Genomic DNA, 20,908 nt, shown 5'->3' with positions numbered 1-20,908 from the left:
TTGTCGTAGGGACACCAGGCTTTGGTGGGAGGTTTCTAATGGATAGAATTAAGGAAGTTGATGTATTAGTTGAAAAGGCCATACTTGTTGGCGTCAATTTACGAAATGACGAGCATTTTGATTATTCAATGGAAGAGTTACAAAATTTAGCCGAGGCTTTGCATGTAGAAGTGGTAGGAATTGTTACACAAAATTTAGAGCGTGTTACACCTTCACACTATGTTGGTACAGGTAAAATAGAGGAAATCAAAAGTTTTTATGAAGAAGCACAAGCAAATCTTGTTATTTTTAATGATGAATTGTCTCCTTCACAAATCCGCAATTTAGAGCGTGATTTAGCAACGAAAGTTATTGATCGTACGATGCTTATTTTGGATATTTTCGGAAGACGAGCAAAAACAAGAGAAGCACAGATGCAGGTGGAATTAGCTCAGTTGCAATACATGCTACCTCGCTTAGTAGGCCTACATGCTTCTCTAAGTCGTCAGGGTGGTGGTACTGGAGGTGGCTTTAAAAACCGTGGAGCTGGTGAAACGAAGCTTGAACTGGATAGAAGGAAAATTGAAGATCAAATTGCCAAAATTAAAAAGGATCTCGAACACGTGAAAGAGCAACGAGAGACACAACGTAAACAACGCCGTAAAAATGCACTTCCCGTTGTGTCAATCGTTGGATATACAAATGCTGGTAAATCAACAATCATGAATCAGTTACTTACACAAATAGGGCAGGAAGAGCATAAACAAGTATTTGAAAAAGATATGCTTTTTGCTACATTGGAAACTTCTGTTCGTCAGATAGAATTACCTGATAAAAAGACGTTTTTACTTACAGATACAGTAGGTTTCGTAAGTAAATTACCACATCATCTGGTAAAAGCATTCCGATCTACATTAGAAGAGGCGCGAGATGCTGATCTTTTATTGCATGTTGTAGATGTTTCAAATGCAGAGCACGCATTTATGATGGATGTAACAAATGAGACATTGAAGGCAGTTGGCGTTGAAGACATTCCAACTATCTATGTATACAATAAGGCGGATATTGCAAATGTTCCTTACCCTGTAGTAAGTGGTGATAATATTTGGATATCAGCGAAACAAGGGATTGGTTTAGAGGAGTTATTACAATTGATTCGTCAGCATATCTTCTCCCACTATGTAACGTGTGATATGTTAATACCCTATGATCAAGGGAATGTTGTTTCTTATTTAAATGAATATGCCTCTGTTTTTAATACTTCTTATGAAGAGGATGGTACATTATTATCCCTTGAAGTAAAAGCATCTGATTATGCAAAGTACCAGCAATATGTAAAATAAAATGAAACCAAGCATGCCAAAAGAAATTTTGGCATGCTTTTTATCATTAGGGGGAATAGTAGAATCTAGAACAAAGCTGTAATCAAAATCCTAGACGCAATAGTGTAAATTTGTAAATAAAGTTATAAATCTGAATTTTAGATATTTTAGAATAATTTAATGTTATTATGGTGTTTATCGACAATTAAAGAGTGAGAAAACTTAGATATATCAAAGGATTTAATAATTTCTTTATCAATCAGTCAGAATTTATTGAAAAATGATAAATTTTCAACATTTTTTAAAACTCTTGCTAAAGTTTAAAAAACGCTTTAGTATGATGAAACAAAGATTTTTTATCCTTAAATTAGGGTAATGATGTTTTTTAGAGAATAATTTAATCGGGAGAGGGTATTGTATGTCTAGTAAAGATGAAGTTGTAAAATCTGTCCCTCAAAATGGCTTTGTTGGACACCCTAAAGGGCTCTTTACTTTATTTTTCACAGAATTTTGGGAACGCTTCTCGTATTATGGTATGCGGGCAATTCTCATCTTCTTTATGTATTATGAATTGAATGAGGGTGGATTAGGTCTAGACCGCGGAACAGCGAACTCAATTATGGCCATCTATGGTTCACTCGTTTATATGTCTGGTATTATTGGTGGCTGGATAGCCGACCGAGTTTTAGGGACACGTAGAACCATTTTTTATGGTGGTGTCTTAATTATGATCGGTCACTTGCTACTAGCATTGCCTGGTGGTGTCAGCATGCTATTTGCCTCAATGGCATTTATCGTTATGGGGACAGGTTTATTAAAACCAAACGTTTCAAGTATTGTTGGGGACATTTATGCTGAAACAGATAGTCGTCGCGATGCAGGTTTTTCTATTTTCTATATGGGTATTAACATGGGGGCATTCATTGCACCATTTATTGTCGGAACAATTGGACAAAAGTATAGTTTCCACCTTGGCTTTGGTTTAGCAGGTCTTGGGATGTTTGTTGGTTTAATTGTCTACAAATTAACAGAGAAAAAATATTTAGGCTTAGCTGGCTTACAAGTAAATAATCCATTAAAGCCTGAAGAACGTAAAAAAGTCTTTACACAATTCGGGATTGTAGCATTACTTCTTATCATTTTAGGTGCTATTGGTATTAAAACGGGTACATTAACAATGAATGTATTTAGTTTAATTATTACAGCACTTGGTGTGATTATCCCAACGGTGTTCTTTATTTATATGTACCGCAGTAAAAAGACGTCGAAGGATGAGAAATCTCGTCTACTCGCTTACATTCCATTATTTTTATCAGCGGTAATGTTCTGGGCTATTCAAGAACAAGGAGCAACGATTTTAGCGACGTATGCAGATGAGCGTACACAGTTAAGTATTGGTGGTATTCAGCTTCAATCTTCATGGTTCCAGTCGTTGAATCCGTTATTTGTCATAACATTAGCTCCATTATTTGCTATGCTATGGCTTAAATGGGGGGACAAGCAACCGACAACACCACGCAAGTTCTCATATGCATTGTTCTTTGCGGGTCTATCATTCATCGTAATGATGATTCCAGCACACTTATCTGGTGGAGAAACGTTAGTAAGTCCTTTATGGTTAGTTCTGTCATTCTTCCTAGTAGTTGTTGGTGAACTATTATTATCACCAGTTGGTTTATCAGCTACAACGAAACTGGCACCACAAGCCTTTGCAGCACAAACAATGTCTTTATGGTTCTTAACAAGTGCAGCAGCACAAGCTATTAATGCTCAATTAGTAAGAGTTTACGAAGTTGTAAGCGAATTCACATACTTTGGTTTCTTAGGATCACTATCTATAGTGATTGGAATTATAATATTAATTCTTTCACCGGTTATTTCAAAGGCGATGAAAGGTATTAACTAAAGAAAAGATGTAAGTACAGTAGTTAGTAACTGTGCTTGCATCTTTTTTTGCTGTCTAAATAAATGTCTATCTATGAGCTTTAGAATGAAATATATTATCATAAGTAGTTATTTTGTTGAATGCGGGTATAAGTTTCTATGTAGAACATGATTATTTTCGTTATAATAATTTTAATAATAAGAAAATTTAAGGGGTTGGAAGCCATGAAAGAAGAGTTAGATTATTTGAGGCCAAGGCTAATGGAGATTTTTACATACTTACATGCTCATCCTGAAATTAGCTGGCACGAAGTAGAAACAACCAATTATATAGTGGAGCTATTAACTCAAGAAGGATTTTCACCAATACGCTTTAAGCATTCTACAGGGCTATATGTTGATGTGGGCAACGGAAATCCGAAAGTGGGGTTACGAACAGATATAGATGCACTATGGCAGGAGGTTGATGGTCATTTTCGAGCGAATCACTCCTGTGGACATGATGGACATATGACGATGGCCATTGGTACGTTATTACTTCTAAAAGAACTAAAGCAATCATTCAATGGTACAATTCGTATTATTTTCCAACCTGCTGAAGAAAAAGGGACAGGGGCGTTATCCGTTTTAGAAGAAGGCGTTATAGATGATTTAGATTATTTATTCGGTGTTCATTTAAGGCCTGTTCATGAATTAGAGGATGGTACTTATTGTGCTGCCTTATATCACGGGGCTTCTCGCTTACTAGAAGGTGAGATTATTGGAGAGGATGCCCATGCTGCAAGGCCGCATCTGGGCGTCAATGCAATTGAAGTAGGTGCAACAATCATTGAAGATTTACGAACCATCCATACAGATCCTATGGTACCTGTGTCTGTTAAAATGACCAAATTTCATGCTGGAGGAGAGTCAGGCAATATTATCCCTGGCAATGCTTCATTCACTATTGATATCCGCGCGCAACAAAACAATGTAATGGATGATTTAGCTCAAGGGGTTAAACGTGTAATTGATTCCTCTAAAATATTGCATAAGGTGCAAATTGAATTACGTACTGTTGCCAATATTGTAGCTGCTGAGGTCGATACAAGTGCTCAATATATTATGGAGCAAGCAATTATACAAGCAGCTGGTTTATCGAATTTAAGAAAGCCTGTTCATACGCCTGGTGGTGAGGATTTTCATCACTATGCTGTACAACGACCACATTTAAAAACAACGATGCTGGGCTTAGGCTGTGGGCTTACACCAGGCTTGCATCATCCTAAAATGAAATTTAAACAAGCAAGACTTGTCACAGGAGTTGAAATTCTGACGAGAGCGGTCTTGCTAGCATTGGAGTCTAGGCATATAAAGGAGGCGTCAGCATAATGTTAGAGAAAGTGCGTATTCACAAAGTAGTGACACCTATAGAAATTGCAGAAGTACAGAAATTGAATGCAGAAATTTGGGGCAGCCAAGCAATTCCCTCCCATCAATTATTAGCTGCTGTTCAAAATGGCGGATTAGTATTAGGGGCATATTTAGATGAAAAATTAATTGGTTTTAATTATTGCTTCGTTGGCTATCGAGATAGAGAAATGTATTTACATTCGCACATGATTGGTGTTGAAAAGGCATATCGTGAACAAGGTGTAGGTGAGTTATTGAAGCACGCACAACAAGAATACGCAAAAGAGAATGGATTTCAGCTTGTTCGCTGGTTAATTGAGCCGTTAGAAGCTGGCTTAGCTAATCTAGCATTTCTTAAACTGAATGCTACGAGCTTTCAATATGAAAATGATTACTATGGCCCGCTCCAAGATGATTTTAATGAAGGACTACCTTCGGATAGGTTGGTCGTTGAGTGGTGGATCGAACGTGAACAGGTGACAGATAGCCTTGATGAGTTAGAAGAAATAGCACAGGAAATCGTGCCGTGGACATTAACCGTAGATGGTTTGCCAGTACTTGATATAGAAAATGAATTTCAGATGGAACAATCTTTTTACAATGATGCCTATCTATTAGCAATCCCTCAATCTTTACAGAAGATGAAAGTCGAGAGTCCAAAACTTGCTGAGGACTGGCGTTATAAAATACGGACAATCTTAACTACATTATTTAATCAAGATTACGCCATTGTACGCGTGAAGAAGCACAAGGAATATGTTCATAGCTATCTGTTAGTCAGACGCTCCTTATTAGCCTTATAATAAGGCTGAGGAGTGAATGTTGTGAGATTAGAAAAGATTATTTTAAGGCACATTAAAATGCCAATGAAAGCTCCGTTTACAACGAGTTTTGGAACAGTGGATGAAAAAGAACTGTTATTAATAGAGGCAAAAGATGCATCAGGAATAACAGGTTGGGGAGAAACGGTAGCATTTGTAGCACCTTGGTATACAGAGGAGACTTTAAAGACGACATGGCATATGCTCAAGGATTATTTAATACCTATCTTGTTAAATAAAGAGATTGGGCATCCTGATGAGGTAACGTCGTTGTTTGCCCCTATTCGTCGTAATTGTATGGCTAAGGCTTCGATAGAAGGGGCTGTATGGGACATTTATGCCCAACAAACAAAGCAATCACTTGCACAGGCATTAGGCGGTCATAAGCAACGAATCGAGGTCGGCGTCAGTGTAGGTATCCAACCTTCTACCGCTCAATTAATAAAGTTGATAAAAGGCCATATTGAAAAAGGCTACAAAAGAGTGAAGGTGAAAATTAAGCCTGGTTATGATATCGAGGTAGTACAAGCAATCCGTGCTGAACTACCAGATCTACCTTTGATGGTAGATGCGAATTCTGCCTATACATTAGACGATATCAACATGTTGCAGCAGCTAGATGATTATCAATTATTAATGATTGAACAACCACTAGCCCCTGATGATATTGTCGATCATGCAACATTACAGCGAAAAATAAAAACGCCTATTTGTCTAGATGAAAGTATTACTTCTTTTGAAGATGCAAGAAGGGCGATTACTCTTGGGAGCTGTGGTGTAATCAACATCAAAATTGGACGAGTAGGTGGTTTAACGGAAGCGAAGCGAATCCATGATTTATGTAAGGAAAACGGCATTCCTGTCTGGTGTGGTGGCATGTTGGAAGCAGGTATCGGACGAGCACACAATATTGCCTTAACATCACTAAGTCATTTTATATTACCTGGAGATACGGCGGGATCTAGTCATTATTGGTTCGAAGATATAATTGAACCTGAAGTTATAGTTAAAGATGGCTATATTGAGGTACCCCAATCAGTTGGAATTGGTTATGCGCCTAATATGGCTGTCATTGATAAGTTAACAATATGTACGGAAGTCTATCAGTAAACATTGATTGTCAATGCTCTAATAGAAGAAAAAACGAGGAGAGAACTGATTGAAAAAAAGCTTGCAAATCGGCGGTGCCTATGTAGGAATTATCGTTGGTGCAGGATTTGCGTCAGGGCAGGAAATTGTCCTCTACTTTACAAGTTATGGCTTTAAAGGAATATATGGTGCATTGTTAGCGATGATTGGCTTCTCTATAGTCGGAATGTGTGTGGCACAAGTTAGTTCAAGACTGCACACAACCTCTCATAAGGATTTGATTTATCAAATTTCAGGGAATTTTGTTGGCTTTTTATTGGATTTAATATTATCGCTCTTTTTATTTGGAGTTGCTGTCATTATGTTTGCGGGAGCGGGTGCAACCTTTCAGCAAATGTTTGGACTACCTATTTGGTTAGGTAGTATTTGCATGGTTATCCTTACAGTAACTACCGTTATGCTGGATGTGAAAAACATCATTAATATTATTGCTCTTGCCACCCCTTACCTATTAACAATTGTGTCCATCATCGCTATTTATGCTATCGCAACTATGGATCTCACCTTTGTAGAGCAGGCAGTTATTGCTCAACAAGCTCAAATAAGCGGGAACAGGTGGTGGGTCACAGCCCTACTTTATATGTCATTTAACGTAGGGGTTAGTTTTTCATTGTTAACCGTGATGTGTGGCTCTATACGCAATGATAAGGTAGCGGGTATGGGAGGTATAATAGGTGGTATCTTGTTAGGAGCCTTAATATTACTTATTAATTTCTCTCTTCTTGCAAAAATGAATATTATTGTTGGATTAGATATTCCAATGCTTGCATTGGCTAATGAAATACATCCTATTGTGGGCTTGCTTATGACTTTCTCTCTTTTAGGCATGATCTATAATACTGCTGTGGGGATGCTATATTCTTTCATGGTAAGGTTTATCAAGCCCAATAGAGGTAGCTTTAGGGTAGCCGTTATTATTATTGGAGGCTTGGGGTTTTTAGCGAGTCTTGTGGGATTCACAACATTGGTAGCAAAACTATATGCAGTTATGGGTTATGTAGGTTTAATATTAATTATTTTCATTATTTCAGCATGGTTCAAAAGCGGAACAAAGAAAATTGTTTACTATAAAAAGGGTAATTGAGATATAAATTTGTTCTCAATTACCTTTTTTGCTTGGAGAAAAAATATGTAGAAATAGAGAAATGCTTTAGTTGAAAAGATTAGCGAAATAACTGATATTTCGTTAAATAGACACGTTTTTTAGTTAATACTCAATAAAACGAGAATAATTCTCAATTGTTGGTTGACTGATAATAAAATCATGCTTATAATGGGAATCGTGAGTAATGATAATCATTTTCATTGAATAAATGCGTTACACACAAAAATGAAATCTACCGGGGATTACTATGAAAATAAGATATCTTTTAACAGCAACTGTTGTGTTGTCTATTGTGTCGCTATTTATAGGAGTAGTTGATATAAAGCCTAGTGACCTATTAGACTTCCAATCAGAAGAAACAAGACTATTTTTAATTAGTCGAGTACCTAGACTTGTTGCAATTTTGCTAGCAGGTGCAGGTATGAGTATTGCTGGTTTAATTATGCAAAGCTTAAGTAGGAATAAGTTCGTATCACCAACTACAGCTGGTACGTTAGATGCCACTCGGTTGGGTGTCTTGATTTCCATGATGTTCTTTACGAACGTCACGTATTTTCAAAAAATTTCCTTCGCTTTCATATTTGCTTTAGCCGGCACATTACTATTTATGCAAATATTAAATCGAATAAAGTTTAAAGATGCGATTTTTATACCGCTTATTGGCTTAATGTACGGAAATATTTTGTCCTCTGTTACAACGTTCTTTGCGTACAAGGCGAATATTATCCAAAACATTTCTGCATGGTTACAAGGAGATTTCTCATTAATCATGAAAGGCCGTTATGAACTGTTATACATAAGTATACCAGTACTGATTTTAGCTTACATTTACGCAAACCGTTTTACAGTGGCTGGAATGGGAGAGGATTTTGCTAAAAATCTTGGTCTATCCTACAAATTTGTAGTGAACTTAGGCTTAGTATTGGTAGCTCTTATCTCTACAACAGTGGTGTTAACAGTCGGTGTCATTCCATTCCTAGGTTTGATCATTCCGAATATTATTTCACTGTTTAAAGGTGATAATTTGGCAAAGACATTGCCGCATACAGCATTACTTGGTATGTCATTCTTATTATTCTGCGATATTTTAGGACGCGTCTTGATTTTCCCTTATGAAATACCAATTAGTATGACTGTTGGTGTCATCGGAAGTGCAATCTTCCTATTTATGTTGTTTAGGGGGAGAGCATATGCGTAATCGTACAAGAATGTTCATTTTAATAGGTATTGCCGTCATAGCTGTTTTGCTATATTTATTTTGGGAGTTAAACGGTAATTACCATTATGCATTTCCACGTCGTGTCATAAAAGTAATAGCGATGGCGTTAACAGGTATAGCTATTGCCTATTCAACTGTCGTTTTTCAAACAATTACACACAACCGTATTTTAACGCCAAGTGTCATGGGATTAGATGCACTATACATGCTAATTCAAACATTCATCTACTTTTTCTTTGGCTCTACGTCGATATTGGTAATTAATATTTACTACAATTTTTCACTTGCTATTGTAGCAATGATTATATTCGCTTTAATTTTTTACAGAGTATTGTTTAAAGAAGGCAAGCGACCAATTTATTTCTTACTGCTTGTGGGTATGATTGTCGGAACGTTTTTAGGTAGTATTACAACGTTCTTCCAAGTATTAATAGATCCAAATGAGTTTTTAGGCTTACAAAGTAAAATGTTTGCAAGCTTTAATAATGTCAACTCAGATTTAGTTTGGCTAGCAGGTGTCGTGATTTTACTAACGTTTATTTACGGTTGGCGCCATATGAACCAATTAGATGTCATGTCATTAGGAAGGGATACAGCCATTAACTTAGGCGTACCTTATGATAAGTTGGTTCAACGTATGTTAATCTTAGCTTCCATCCTGATTGCTGTATCAACGGCACTCGTTGGGCCAATTACATTCTTTGGTTTAATCGTAGCAAATTTATCTTATCAGTATTTCAAAACATACAAGCACTCCATCTTAATTGCTGGTTCTTGTGTGATGAGTATTATTGCTTTAGTCGGTGGACAGTGGATGGTTGAAAGACTATTTACTTTCAGTACTACACTTAGCGTCATTATTAATTTTGTGGGTGGGGTCTACTTCATCTACTTATTATTAAAAGAAAGTAGGTCAGCAGGATGATTCAAGTCAAAGAAATTACAAAGTTTTTTGGGAAAAAGCCTGTCGTTCAAGATGTAAGTGTTGATATTGTTTCAGGAAAAATCACTTCATTTATTGGACCGAATGGCGCAGGGAAGTCTACACTACTTTCAATGGTGAGCCGTTTACTAAATGCAGATACTGGTGAAGTACTACTCGATAAAGCAGATGTACGACGCTGGAAATCAGATGATTTTGCGAAGCGGGTATCGATCCTAAAGCAATCAAACTTTATGAATGTTCGTCTAACAATTCGTGAACTTGTATCGTTTGGCCGTTTTCCTTATTCGAAAGGGAACTTAAAACCAGAAGACGAGGAAAAAGTTGACGAAGCTATTCGTTATATGAATTTAGAGGAGATTCAACATAATTATTTAGATGAGCTTTCGGGTGGTCAACGTCAGCGTGCTTTTATCGCAATGGTAATTGCACAGGATACAGAATATATATTACTTGACGAACCATTAAATAATTTAGATATGAAGCATTCCGTACAGATTATGAAGATTTTACGAAAGCTTGTTGATGAGTTAGGGAAAACGGTGGTTATTGTTTTACATGATATAAATTTTGCCTCTGTATACTCTGATCATATTGTTGCATTAAAAGATGGACGCGTAGTTAAAAATGGTCCTACAAACGATATTATTAACTCCCATGCTTTAAAGGAAATCTATGATATGGATATCCCTGTTCAAGAACAGAATGGCTGTCGAATTTGTGTTTATTTTAATTCGTGAAAATAGTTACAGATGGACGAACCATCAAAATACTATCAAATAAATTAATTAAAGGAGAAATATCATAATGAAAAAATGGAAATTACTTACGGTATTAATGGCAATGATGTTATTAGTATTAGCTGCTTGCGGTTCAAAAGACGAAGCAAAAGAAGAAGATAAAGGTACTTCAACTGATAAACCAGCAGAGGAGCAAAATAGTGATTCTTCTGCATATCCATTAACAATTCCAGGTAGCACAATTGAAGGAAAAGATGGTAAGACTACATTTGAAGATGTAACACTTGATAAGATGCCGGAAAAAGTAGTTGTTTTTGATAATGGTTTCCTAGATACATTAGATGCTTTAGGTGTTAAGCCTACTGCGGTGGTACAAGATTCATTACCATCATATTTAAGCAAATTTAAAGATAGCACTTATGTAAATGCTGGTACTTTATTTGAGCCTGACTATGAAAAACTATCTGAAATTAACCCAGATATTATTTTCATCTCTGGTCGTGCATCAGCTGCTTACGCTGAATTATCTAAAATTGCGCCTACAGTCTATATTGGTGTAGATAACAAAAAATTCTTAGAATCATTTGAAGCTAATACAGAATTAGCTGGTAAAATCTTTGGTAAAGAAAAAGAAGCAGCAGATGCGATTGCTGCATATGAAGCAAAAGTAGAAGAAGTAAAAGCTAAAGCAACTGCCTCAGAAGAGAAAGCATTAATTGTTTTAGGTAGTGAAGGTGCTTTATCAGCCTATGGCTCTGGTTCACGTTTCGGTGTGATTCATGATGTATTTGGTGTGAAAGCTGCTGATGAAAAAATTGAAGCTTCTACACATGGTGCAAACGCATCATTTGAATATGTGCGTGATACAAATCCTGATATTTTATTTGTAGTTGACCGTGACGCTGTTGTAAATGAAAATGGTGAATCAGGTACAAAAGCTGCGATTGAAAACGAAATCGTTAGTGCAACAAACGCTGTGAAAAACGGCAAAGTATTCTACCTAGACCCAGAAATTTGGTATCTATCAGGTGGCGGCTTACAATCTGAAACACAAAAAATTGATGATGTATTAAAGGCGTTTAACTAATATGTTTGTACAAATTAAACGTATCGTTGTAACGGAAGGGAATTCGGATAAGGTTGTGGAACGTTTTGGCGCTAAACCTGATGGTCCGTCATTACTTGAACAACAACCTGGTTATATTGATAAGCAGGTGCTTGTAAAAAAAGTTCGCCGTGGTGATGAAGAAGTGCTAATTATGGTTCGCTGGGAATCAGAAGAAGCATGGAAAAACTGGGAAAAGAGTCCCGAGCACATTGCGGGTCATAAGGCAAACGCAGGTAAACCGAAACCTGAATACGTCATTGAAAGCGGACAAGAAGTTTATTACGTAAAAGGTTAATACGTTAAAGGTGTCTCAAGTAAATTGAGACACCTTTTTTGTTATATATAAAGCAGTCAGCACAATTATTATGACTGCTTAGTTAATTGTACTTTAATGTTTGATCGATGTTTTTCTCCATCCGCTAAATGTTGAATCCAAATTAAAGGAAATAGAGCTTTCGTTAATGGATAATCCTGAGATGTTGGCATTATTGAGCCCATCCAACTCTTGAATAGTCTTCTTCGTTTCTAGTCCTCTAGCATTAATGATGGTGTATTGTGGCGTTACATAAATAGAAGGAGATTCAATATTTAATCCAAAAGGAAATGGATGAATGGATGGCATACTAGATAAGCTCTCATCCGATATTCTTATAATGCCGTACTGCTCCATATACTGATCTCTTTTTTGTTGGAAACAATCCTCAAATCCAGGGGTGTCACTAATAAGGCATGAAAAGGTTGAAATGTTTTTATAGGTTGCTAACGTTTCTTGATAAGCTTTTAACTCAGATTGAATAATTATTTGCTCAATCTGTAGTTGATCAGTTGTAGGCTGTTTAATTGTAATTTCTTCAGCTGAGACAGAGATATTACATGAAAAAGTAGCCGTAAGTATTAAAAGCGATTCGTTTAATCCATTTTTCATTTTTAAATCACTCCCAGTGCAAAAGAATTTATATGTATCAATTTATTCACATCGATTCTGACTTTATATCTATCAAAATCTTATTAATATAAGCGTAACATCTATCAGAACGCCATTTCAATGGTGAGTTTACGCCACTTTAATGGCGGGACATGGTTCTCCACCGCCATTTTTTTAGCATTAATTAACAAAAAAATGGCGTGCTTTATGTAAATAACGCCACTTTTTGGCGGACATAACCTTTTTGTGGGATTTGATGGTATTAAATGTATTTAAAATTGTTTTGTCTAGTATTATTTGCCACTAATATATATAATATCTAGTAATAAACGGGAGAGGAGAGAGGACTATTGAACGGTTTTGATGAACGTATTCATGAATCATTGGACATTCTTATAGAAAACGAAACATTACTTGGTGATGAGCTTAAATTGCTGTTAAAAAGTTTTCTAGAAGAGAAAACTGCCGTAGGTTTTTCTTTTGGTAAGTTATGTTTTTTGCATTATGAAGCATTTTCGGATGGCATAAATGAAGATATCTATAAAGTAGCTGCAGCAATTGAACTTTTAATATTGTCTTTTGATATTATCGATGATCTGCAAGATAAGGATTCAGACTATATTTGGAACAATACACCTGAGCTATCATTAAATGTTGCCCTAGCAATGCTGATCATGGCCTCTAAAGCAATAAATGAAACGTCATTTGAGCATAAAAGCGCTGCTATAAGACTACTTGAGAAATACGCCTTAATGAGCATTAGTGGTCAACAATTAGACTTACTTAATATTTGTCGTGATGAGGAATCTTATGTCCAAATGATTACTCAGAAATCGGGCTCTTTAACAGCGATGGGTTGTTTAATAGGCGAGGTGCTTGCAAAGGGGGAAGTTACGAAAGAAGTAGAGGAATACGGGAAATACATAGGTATTATCCAACAAATTAAAAATGACATTCAAAGTTTGAAAGTATGGGGCCCTAAAAATGACCTGCTAAATAAAAGATACTCCTTGCCTATTATTTATCTCTTATCAAAGAAAAATGATGTTTCAAATTCTGTTGCCAGCTATTATAATGATGATATAGTTACAGTTTTGGATAATAAAGCAACAGAAAACGAGTTGACAAATGGTGGGGCAATACGTTATGCCATTACGATAAAGAATATTTACAAGTTTAAAGCGCTGAATTATCTAGAAAATGTAGCTTTAAATAACCTAGGTAGAGAGTATCTAGAAAAACTATTGAGATGAGGAGAGATTAAAATGATTAATGTAATCCAGTATTTAGAGCAAAATCCTAGCCTAGTTGCACTATTAAAGGAACAAAAAGCCGCATTAATTGGTGTCTCATCTACAGAACAAAAAGCAATTTTAGAATCGTTTAACGGTGATATGAATGCAGAAAGTGAAATTTGGAACTAAAAACATTGCGTAATAAATTGTTTTGGCCAGCTATAATTCTCTATTTAATTATAGGTCTGTATTTAAATTATGTGAATTATAGCGCGCCGTATATTGAAATAGAGGTAGAAAAAGAAGATGGAAAGTGGCTAGTAACAAGACTGTATTATAAAGACTGGGCTAATAGGCAAAATTTATCCATTGGCGATGCCATTTTAACTGTAGATAAGCGTCCAATTGACTCTTTTGATCAGCTAAGGTATAAATCTAGAATACTATCTGCCAATGATTTAACCATAATGAAGCCCAATGGAGATTTAATTAATATACATATTAAGCATTTGGACATCCCTCAGCAGTTTATCTATGTATTAATCATACCAGCTTGTTATTATTTACTAACGTTATTTGTTGCGTTCTACTTACATTTTAAACAAAGGAATTCAAAGTTAGTAGACTTACTTATTCTTTTTGTATTATCTGTTTCATTAGCATATGTAAGTAGCGGTGTCTCTGGCAGGTTAGATGCTATTGGAATTATTGTAAATCGTAGTAGTATGCTGTTATGTTTAGTCGTCTTATTACATTTTTTAAGAAATTATTATTCATTTGTGAAAACAAATTGGATGTTTACCAATAATATCAGGCTCTTTTATATACTTCCTATATTCGCTTTTATACTAGGGTTAATGGGCACTATATACCCTACTGCTAACGATATTCTTTCAAATATTGTATTAGCTATGTTTCTAATTCTCCTTGTGATTATCCTTAGTATTTTATTAATAAGCTATTTCAAATATAGCTCACCTCAGTTGAAAATTTTCTTAAATAGTATTTTAATACCGTTTCTACCGTTCCTATTTTTATATGCACTCCCAAAAGTACTTTTTCATACGTACATTCTTTCATCTGAGATTAGCTCATTATTTCTATTGCTTATCCCTTTTAGCTTTATCTTTACACAATTAGCAGAAAGGTTATTTGATATTGAGTACCATATTACAAGATTACGTTATTACGTTATTTTTTCTTTAATCTTTACAGTATGGTTTACTGTGGGACTTTATTTTATTGCTGGTCAGTATTTAACTATGACTGCTGTATCAGGGGTTGCTTTCTTTACATTTTCCTCATTAGTTATCCTTTTTTATATAAAAGAAAAGGTCGATTATCGAAAACGGAAGATACTATTTTCGACGAAGGGCGATTATATTCATCAACTATATACTGCTGTGGATAAAATCGGTAAGACCATTAAAATTGACGAGCTCTTAGGAAAATTTGCTTATGAGGTTTCTATGCACCTTGAGCTGGAAGATGTTTTTGTCCTAACATATAACTATGAAACAAATGAATTCATGACAGTTGCTGAGGAAAATTTCACGATCCATCCTGATACAATGGAAGAAATAAGGTTAGGAGAAATAAGAAAGGTTGACAAGGTTTATGTAGCCTTTCTTCATCAGGATGCACGATATAAGAGAGCTTTAGTGCTAGGGCATAATAATACGATTCATTTAAAAGATGAAGAGCTTTTATGGCTTGAGTTACTCCTATTGTATGTAAATAATTTTATTGAAAATACAAAGATGGTAGAAGAACTATTAGAGGAACTAAAGCATATGAAGCAAGCTGACGATGGTCAATTACCATGGCTGAATAAGTTATTATGGATGAGATTCGAAGAAGAAAAGTATTTGCTAGCCCAAGAGTTGCATGACACCAATTTACAGGAACAACTCCATATAGCCCGAGAGGTGGATGTCCTAGTTAATGCAAAAGATACAACGAATATGCAAGAAAAGCTGGCAGAGATTCATAAACAAATGATTACCTCTCTACATGAATTACGTACCTATTGTGAAAATCTAAAGCCGCCGTTACTAGACACACTAGGTTTAAACGCAGCATTAGAAAAATTAATAAGAAAAGTTCAGGAGAGGGCTAACTTTTTGTTAATTTATACGATTGATCGTCTCTATTTAGAGGATGAGCGTATGAATTTAATGATCTATCGATTGTTTCAAGAGCTACTGAATAATGCTTTAAAACACTCTTATGCAACTTCAGTTGAGATTCATTTAAAAGAAAAGAATGATGGCTTTGAAATTGTATATATAGATGATGGTGTAGGATGTAACGTGGAGGATATAATTGTAGCAGAGTCGATGGGTATTCGAGGTATGCAGGAGCGTGTGAAAGCATTTAATGGACAATTTTATATTGACTCAAACGTCAACAGAGGAATGGCTATTAGAATAATTGTGATAGAAGGGAGTGAAACACATGATTACGATGCTCATAGTGGATGATCACCCTATAGTGTTAGAAGGAACTAAAAATTTATTTCAAGACAATGAAGATATTATTATTGATACTGAAAGTGATGCGACCTGTGTCATTCAAAGAATAAATAATAAGCCATATGATATCTATTTAATCGATATCAATATGCCTTTAGAAAATGGAATTAACTTAGCTCGTAATATTAAAGCCATTCAGTCAAATGCTTCCGTTATTCTCTATACAGGGGATGATATCACGGATTATTATCCACTCATTTTGGAAAGAAAAATAGAAGGAATTTTAGCTAAAACTGCCTCTAAGGAGCAAATTTTAAGAACAGTAAGAGCGATTGCAAATGGTGAAATTGTTTTACCTAAAAACTTCTTAGATTTTCTGGATGATAAATTTAAACTGCAGGATGCTAAAGATATTCATTTAAATGAAAAAGAAAAGAAAATATTAAGACTAATAGCGGAGGGGCATACGAATAAAGCCATTGCTATTGAACTCAATATTCCACAGCGCACAACAGAGAGATATTTAACTCAACTTTTTTCTTTGTTAAATGTAGATTCACGAACAGAAGCTGTGAATCTTGCTGAAAGAATGAATTTACTCTAATTTCGTACTATGCTATACTGTTGGTATATTTTTCAATAAAGAGGGTACTTATTGAAAATAAATAACCAACTCTTAACTTAGTAAAATAAATCCAAAATTCTATGTAAAATAGCCTATAGTATAAGGAAAACACCGCCAAAAAAGTGGCGGTGTTTTTCTATATCCGCCAAATCACGCCAAAAATTGACCTGAATCACGCCAAAAAATTGGCGTAAACCCGAAGTTGAAAATACGGTATAACAACTGGTACGCTTAATTTAACCGTGGTTAAGTAGATTTGCTATAGTAAGTAATATACAAATGATTTTATTAATAAAGCAGCCTGACTATCTATGAATAAAGTAACGTTAGTAGATTGTAGAATGTTACTAGCTAGTCAATATACTTCACCATAAAACTTTATAAAGGTAGGCGTGTATTGTGAAAGTAGAACTTGAAAATTTGTTTTCCATAGATGAAACTAGTGAAGATCAAGTTATTAACGTTTATAATCGTCATGGTATTGCTATTGGTGCGCCTGAAATTAGAAAAAGAAATTTAAAAACAAAGTTTAATCCCATTTTTACACTCAACGAAGATGTAACATACGAGAAGGTTACAGCGTTGTACGAATCTTTAGAACGTGAATTTGGTATTGTGTCAATAGGAGAACGTTTTTATTTTGAATTTTCAGATATCGAATATGAAAGGGCACCTTTATTTACTTTAAATTCAACAGGGAATTCTCCAGAAATGTTTTTAGAAGACAAAGGGACACTCTTCTCTTTAAGTACCCATTGTAAATGTTGCGGTCTTATGGATAAAGAGCAGTTATCACCAATAGTAATTGATACAACGCAGATGAAGGATAGACATTTGGTCCATGTAAATGGTTATTGGGTAGCCTCTGAGGAACTGGTGTCATTAATGAAAAAGGAAAATCTAGAAGGCTACGAGCTTTTGGAAGTTATCCATCAAGGACCTGAAGAAGGAAAACAACCAGCTTATCAAATCATTCCTAGACAAATGCTACCTGAAAGTAGCAAGGACAGAGTGAAATTATACTTTGCCACTGAACAGCCTCCATGTAGCTGTGGTTTAAATGGAGTAATCACTGGCCCTGATACTTATCATCATGAGGATTTAAAGGATTTAAAAGGTGATGTGTTCTACTCAGCTGAGTTTAGTCATGATGGATTATATCTTTATAGAAAGACATTGTTTAGTAAAAGATTTAGAGAAGCTATTATAAAAAATGGTATTTCTCGAGAAGTAAGAGGAGAGAAAGATCCAAACTTTGGTCCTACAGATTGGCTGTTTGATCCGGTATTAATCAAGTAACCAAAGTTGGAACAATAAAAGGATAAGGGAGTGTTTAGGATGTTTAGAAAAATACTACCTATAGTAGCCATTTTATTTATTGTTGCCTTAGCAGTTTCCGATTATTTTCACAGACAAGATGAAGAATCAATCATGATTTATCAAGAATACAAGAATATAAACCTTTCTTAATGCGAAAGCCTATATTTTCACTTAGGAAGAACGTATTTGTGTTATGATGTGAAGAACATAGCATAAATGTTTTAGAGGTGAAAATATGAAAAAATGGGCTTATCCATTAGCAATTTTAACATTAGTTATCTTTATTGTTTTAAGAGCAACTTATCAAAAACCGTTTATGAATACATTTGATGCGAAAGTGGCAGATATTTTTTTAGGTAATCGGTTTATCGAGTTCTTTCATTATATAGGGGAGCCCAAATTTGTTGTGATTGTGGCAGTAGTGTTAATCGTTTATTTAGCATGGAAGGTAAAAAATTATCGAGGTATGCTATTTGTTGTGTTAACGTTTGCTGCGGGCAACGTATTAAATCAATTACTAAAGAAATGGGTTCAACGACCACGACCAGAACTGGAGGATCAACTGACATCCTTTAGCTTTCCATCTGGACATGCTATGACAGGTATTTTGTACTTGTTCACAACTGCTTATCTTTTAGCTGAAAATAATAGTAAGAGCCGGAAAATCCTTTTATGGCTTGCAGCAATTATACTTATGATACTTATCGGACTATCACGTATTGCTGGAGCCCGGCATTTTGCTACAGATGTGCTTGCTGGGTGGTGTATGGGCTATACATGGTTTGTCATCTGTGTCATTTGGTATGAACGTCGTAAACGAAACTTTCAATTGAATCATAAATAAACATGTAAGCAGTATCATTCAATATTTGTGTGAATTGATACTGCTTTTTTATGTTCTATTGGGCCTTAGTAAAGAATGATATTCACCTTATAAAAAAGAATTGCGTATAGGAAACTTCTACGTTAAGATGAGTACAATAAGAAAAAGAGAAAAGGAAGAAGGGAATGGACGGAAATGTTTTACTGGCATTGGGATTGACTCTTTTTGCCGGGCTTGCAACGGGTGTAGGTAGTTTAATAGCATTTTTTACATCACGTACAAATACAAAATTTTTATCATTAGCATTAGGTTTTTCAGCAGGGGTCATGATCTATGTTTCCCTAGTAGAGATTTTTGTTAAAGCTAAAGATGCTTTAACCAATGCATTAGGCACAACAAATGGCTATTGGATGACAATCCTCGGTTTTTTTGGGGGGATGTTATTTATTGCTTTGATCGATAAATTTATTCCTAAAGCGACTAATCCTCATGAAGTAAAGCTAGTTGAAGATGTGAATGCGATTAAACCAAAGGTCAATGAAGATCATTTGATGAAGATGGGGATATTTACTGCTCTCGCTATTGGCATTCATAATTTCCCAGAGGGGATCGCCACATTTATGTCAGCTATTAATGACCCGAATGTTGGGATTGCCATTGCCATTGCGGTAGCCATTCATAATATTCCAGAGGGCATTGCTGTATCCGTTCCAATTTTCTTTGCAACGGGTAATCGTCGAAAGGCTTTTAAATTATCCTTTTTATCAGGATTAGCAGAGCCTGTCGGTGCATTAGTAGCATTTTTGCTTCTTATGCCATTTTTAACGGATGTAATGTTTGGTATCGTCTTTGCAGGTGTTGCTGGAATAATGGTCTTTATTTCATTAGATGAATTATTACCCGCAGCGCAAAGATACGATGAAACACATTTGTCGATGTATGGTTTAGTAGGGGGAATGGCGGTCATGGCCATTAGCTTAGTGTTATTAGCATAATAAGTAGAAAACAAGAGAGCCATCTTAGTAAAAGTGGCTCTCTTGTTTATTCTCACATTAAATAGTGGGAACAGTGTTTGTTGAATCCAGAAGTTCTTGGACAATGTGTAAACAATCATGGAAAGTAGTAAAAGGTTTATAAGGAACATGAAGCTCCTCACAGCGCTGGATAAGGTGGTCTCTAGCAAGGACTATATCGGCTAGTTTGGCTGCCTCGAAATCAGATAAAGAATCACCAATCACAATTTTATAATGATCTTCTGTAGCAACCTTCCGCATAACGCTAGGCTTGCAGCAGCCGCAACCTTGCGTGCTAAATTTAGTACATGCCTCGTCACAGCTATTTGGATAAATCAGCTCTATCTGATCACCAGAAAAATCTGCTTTATTACAGTAAATACCTGAAAACGGCCCATATTTCTCAACTAAAGGTTTAATGAAAAAATCAACCCCACCACTTACAATATAAAATGGAATATTGTTGTCTTGGGCATAGCGAACAAATTCGCCAAAGCCTTCACGGATGACCGCAGAATTCATAAGGTACTGTATTACATCATCCTTTTGTTGAGTAGAAAGTAAACGAAACATAGCTGAAAGCCCATCTTTAAAGGAAATTGTTTGCTCCATCATAGCTTTGGCAATTTTCTCAGATTCCTCGGGTACAAATTCAGTCATAAGTGAAAAGATATTATCAGTTTCTGTTATCGTGCCATCGAAATCACAGAATATTATTGGTTGCAAGATAGTTCCTCCTTAGAAACATAAGTTCCTAGTAATCTATAAATGTCTAACCTTATACTTCTATAATATTAGTTTTAACCATACTTCCTTTCAAGAAAAAACGCC

Annotated in this window: 21 protein-coding genes; 19 read left to right on the top strand and 2 right to left on the bottom strand. The window is 35.5% G+C overall.

Annotated elements, in window-relative coordinates; all coding sequences use genetic code 11:
- Positions 1–38: 38 nt before the first annotated feature.
- The 11 genes from hflX to RT445_RS06375 all read left to right on the top strand — a co-directional run bounded on the left by hflX (position 39) and on the right by RT445_RS06375 (position 11,957).
- Positions 39–1,322 carry a GTPase HflX gene (gene hflX, locus RT445_RS06425; protein WP_274794745.1) on the top strand — a complete coding sequence of 428 codons (1,284 nt, stop codon included), beginning with the start codon at positions 39–41 and terminating at the stop codon, positions 1,320–1,322.
- A gap of 397 nt (positions 1,323–1,719) precedes the next feature.
- Positions 1,720–3,207: a peptide MFS transporter gene (locus tag RT445_RS06420; protein ID WP_274794744.1), complete on the top strand. Its 1,488-nt coding sequence runs from the start codon at positions 1,720–1,722 to the stop codon at positions 3,205–3,207.
- A 203-nt stretch (positions 3,208–3,410) separates the two neighbouring features.
- Positions 3,411–4,556, top strand: coding sequence for a M20 peptidase aminoacylase family protein (locus tag RT445_RS06415; RefSeq protein ID WP_313470159.1), 1,146 nt, complete (start codon positions 3,411–3,413; stop codon positions 4,554–4,556).
- Positions 4,556–5,380 (top strand): GNAT family N-acetyltransferase, encoded by an 825-nt coding sequence (locus tag RT445_RS06410; protein WP_274794742.1) that lies wholly within the window; start codon positions 4,556–4,558, stop codon positions 5,378–5,380. The genes RT445_RS06415 and RT445_RS06410 overlap by 1 nt, the downstream gene beginning before the upstream one ends.
- 21 nt (positions 5,381–5,401) lie before the next feature.
- The gene (gene menC / locus RT445_RS06405; protein ID WP_312506985.1) at positions 5,402–6,508 is read left to right on the top strand and encodes an o-succinylbenzoate synthase; all 1,107 of its coding nucleotides are present in this window, start codon (positions 5,402–5,404) and stop codon (positions 6,506–6,508) included.
- Positions 6,509–6,557: 49 nt separating this feature from the next.
- Complete coding sequence (locus tag RT445_RS06400; protein WP_312506984.1) at positions 6,558–7,631, top strand: YkvI family membrane protein; 1,074 nt, start codon at positions 6,558–6,560, stop codon at positions 7,629–7,631.
- Positions 7,632–7,899: 268 nt separating this feature from the next.
- Positions 7,900–8,850, top strand: a complete 951-nt coding sequence (locus RT445_RS06395; protein WP_274794739.1) for an ABC transporter permease — start codon at positions 7,900–7,902, stop codon at positions 8,848–8,850.
- Complete coding sequence (locus tag RT445_RS06390) at positions 8,843–9,796, top strand: iron chelate uptake ABC transporter family permease subunit (RefSeq protein WP_312506983.1); 954 nt, start codon at positions 8,843–8,845, stop codon at positions 9,794–9,796. The genes RT445_RS06395 and RT445_RS06390 overlap by 8 nt, the downstream gene beginning before the upstream one ends.
- Positions 9,793–10,554: an iron ABC transporter ATP-binding protein gene (locus RT445_RS06385; RefSeq protein ID WP_312506982.1), complete on the top strand. Its 762-nt coding sequence runs from the start codon at positions 9,793–9,795 to the stop codon at positions 10,552–10,554. Before RT445_RS06390 ends, RT445_RS06385 begins: the two co-directional genes overlap by 4 nt.
- 67 nt (positions 10,555–10,621) lie before the next feature.
- Entirely contained in the window at positions 10,622–11,641 is a 1,020-nt protein-coding gene (locus RT445_RS06380) for a siderophore ABC transporter substrate-binding protein (protein WP_312506981.1), read from the top strand.
- Position 11,642: 1 nt separating this feature from the next.
- The gene (locus tag RT445_RS06375) at positions 11,643–11,957 is read left to right on the top strand and encodes an antibiotic biosynthesis monooxygenase family protein (protein WP_274794734.1); all 315 of its coding nucleotides are present in this window, start codon (positions 11,643–11,645) and stop codon (positions 11,955–11,957) included.
- Positions 11,958–12,050: 93 nt separating this feature from the next.
- Here the strand turns inward: RT445_RS06375 and RT445_RS06370 are convergent, their stop codons facing one another.
- The gene (locus RT445_RS06370; RefSeq protein ID WP_274794733.1) at positions 12,051–12,587 is read right to left on the bottom strand and encodes a hypothetical protein; all 537 of its coding nucleotides are present in this window, start codon (positions 12,585–12,587) and stop codon (positions 12,051–12,053) included.
- A 350-nt stretch (positions 12,588–12,937) separates the two neighbouring features.
- Between RT445_RS06370 and RT445_RS06365 the strand changes: the two genes are divergently transcribed.
- From RT445_RS06365 to zupT, 8 genes are all read left to right on the top strand, one after another.
- Complete coding sequence (locus RT445_RS06365) at positions 12,938–13,840, top strand: polyprenyl synthetase family protein (protein WP_312506980.1); 903 nt, start codon at positions 12,938–12,940, stop codon at positions 13,838–13,840.
- 12 nt (positions 13,841–13,852) lie between these two features.
- The gene (gene comX / locus RT445_RS06360; protein WP_274794730.1) at positions 13,853–14,011 is read left to right on the top strand and encodes a competence pheromone ComX; all 159 of its coding nucleotides are present in this window, start codon (positions 13,853–13,855) and stop codon (positions 14,009–14,011) included.
- A complete protein-coding gene (locus RT445_RS06355) occupies positions 14,002–16,305 on the top strand; it encodes a sensor histidine kinase (RefSeq protein WP_313470152.1) in 2,304 nt (767 codons plus the stop codon). The genes comX and RT445_RS06355 overlap by 10 nt, the downstream gene beginning before the upstream one ends.
- Complete coding sequence (locus RT445_RS06350; protein ID WP_274794728.1) at positions 16,280–16,900, top strand: response regulator transcription factor; 621 nt, start codon at positions 16,280–16,282, stop codon at positions 16,898–16,900. Before RT445_RS06355 ends, RT445_RS06350 begins: the two co-directional genes overlap by 26 nt.
- 420 nt (positions 16,901–17,320) lie before the next feature.
- The gene (locus RT445_RS06345; RefSeq protein WP_312506978.1) at positions 17,321–18,220 is read left to right on the top strand and encodes a hypothetical protein; all 900 of its coding nucleotides are present in this window, start codon (positions 17,321–17,323) and stop codon (positions 18,218–18,220) included.
- 39 nt (positions 18,221–18,259) lie between these two features.
- Positions 18,260–18,391 (top strand): hypothetical protein, encoded by a 132-nt coding sequence (locus tag RT445_RS06340; protein WP_312506977.1) that lies wholly within the window; start codon positions 18,260–18,262, stop codon positions 18,389–18,391.
- An 85-nt stretch (positions 18,392–18,476) separates the two neighbouring features.
- Entirely contained in the window at positions 18,477–19,085 is a 609-nt protein-coding gene (locus RT445_RS06335; RefSeq protein ID WP_274794724.1) for a phosphatase PAP2 family protein, read from the top strand.
- A gap of 164 nt (positions 19,086–19,249) precedes the next feature.
- Positions 19,250–20,059: a zinc transporter ZupT gene (zupT, locus tag RT445_RS06330; protein WP_274794723.1), complete on the top strand. Its 810-nt coding sequence runs from the start codon at positions 19,250–19,252 to the stop codon at positions 20,057–20,059.
- 57 nt (positions 20,060–20,116) lie between these two features.
- Here zupT and RT445_RS06325 read toward each other — a convergent pair whose 3' ends face one another.
- Positions 20,117–20,803: a 2-hydroxy-3-keto-5-methylthiopentenyl-1-phosphate phosphatase gene (locus tag RT445_RS06325; RefSeq protein WP_312506976.1), complete on the bottom strand. Its 687-nt coding sequence runs from the start codon at positions 20,801–20,803 to the stop codon at positions 20,117–20,119.
- Between the last annotated feature and the right edge of the window lie 105 nt (positions 20,804–20,908).

The sequence above is a fragment of the Lysinibacillus sp. genome (assembly GCF_032093475.1).
GTDB classification, from domain to species: domain Bacteria; phylum Bacillota; class Bacilli; order Bacillales_A; family Planococcaceae; genus Lysinibacillus; species Lysinibacillus irui.
This window is presented reverse-complemented; position numbering and strand designations above follow the sequence as displayed.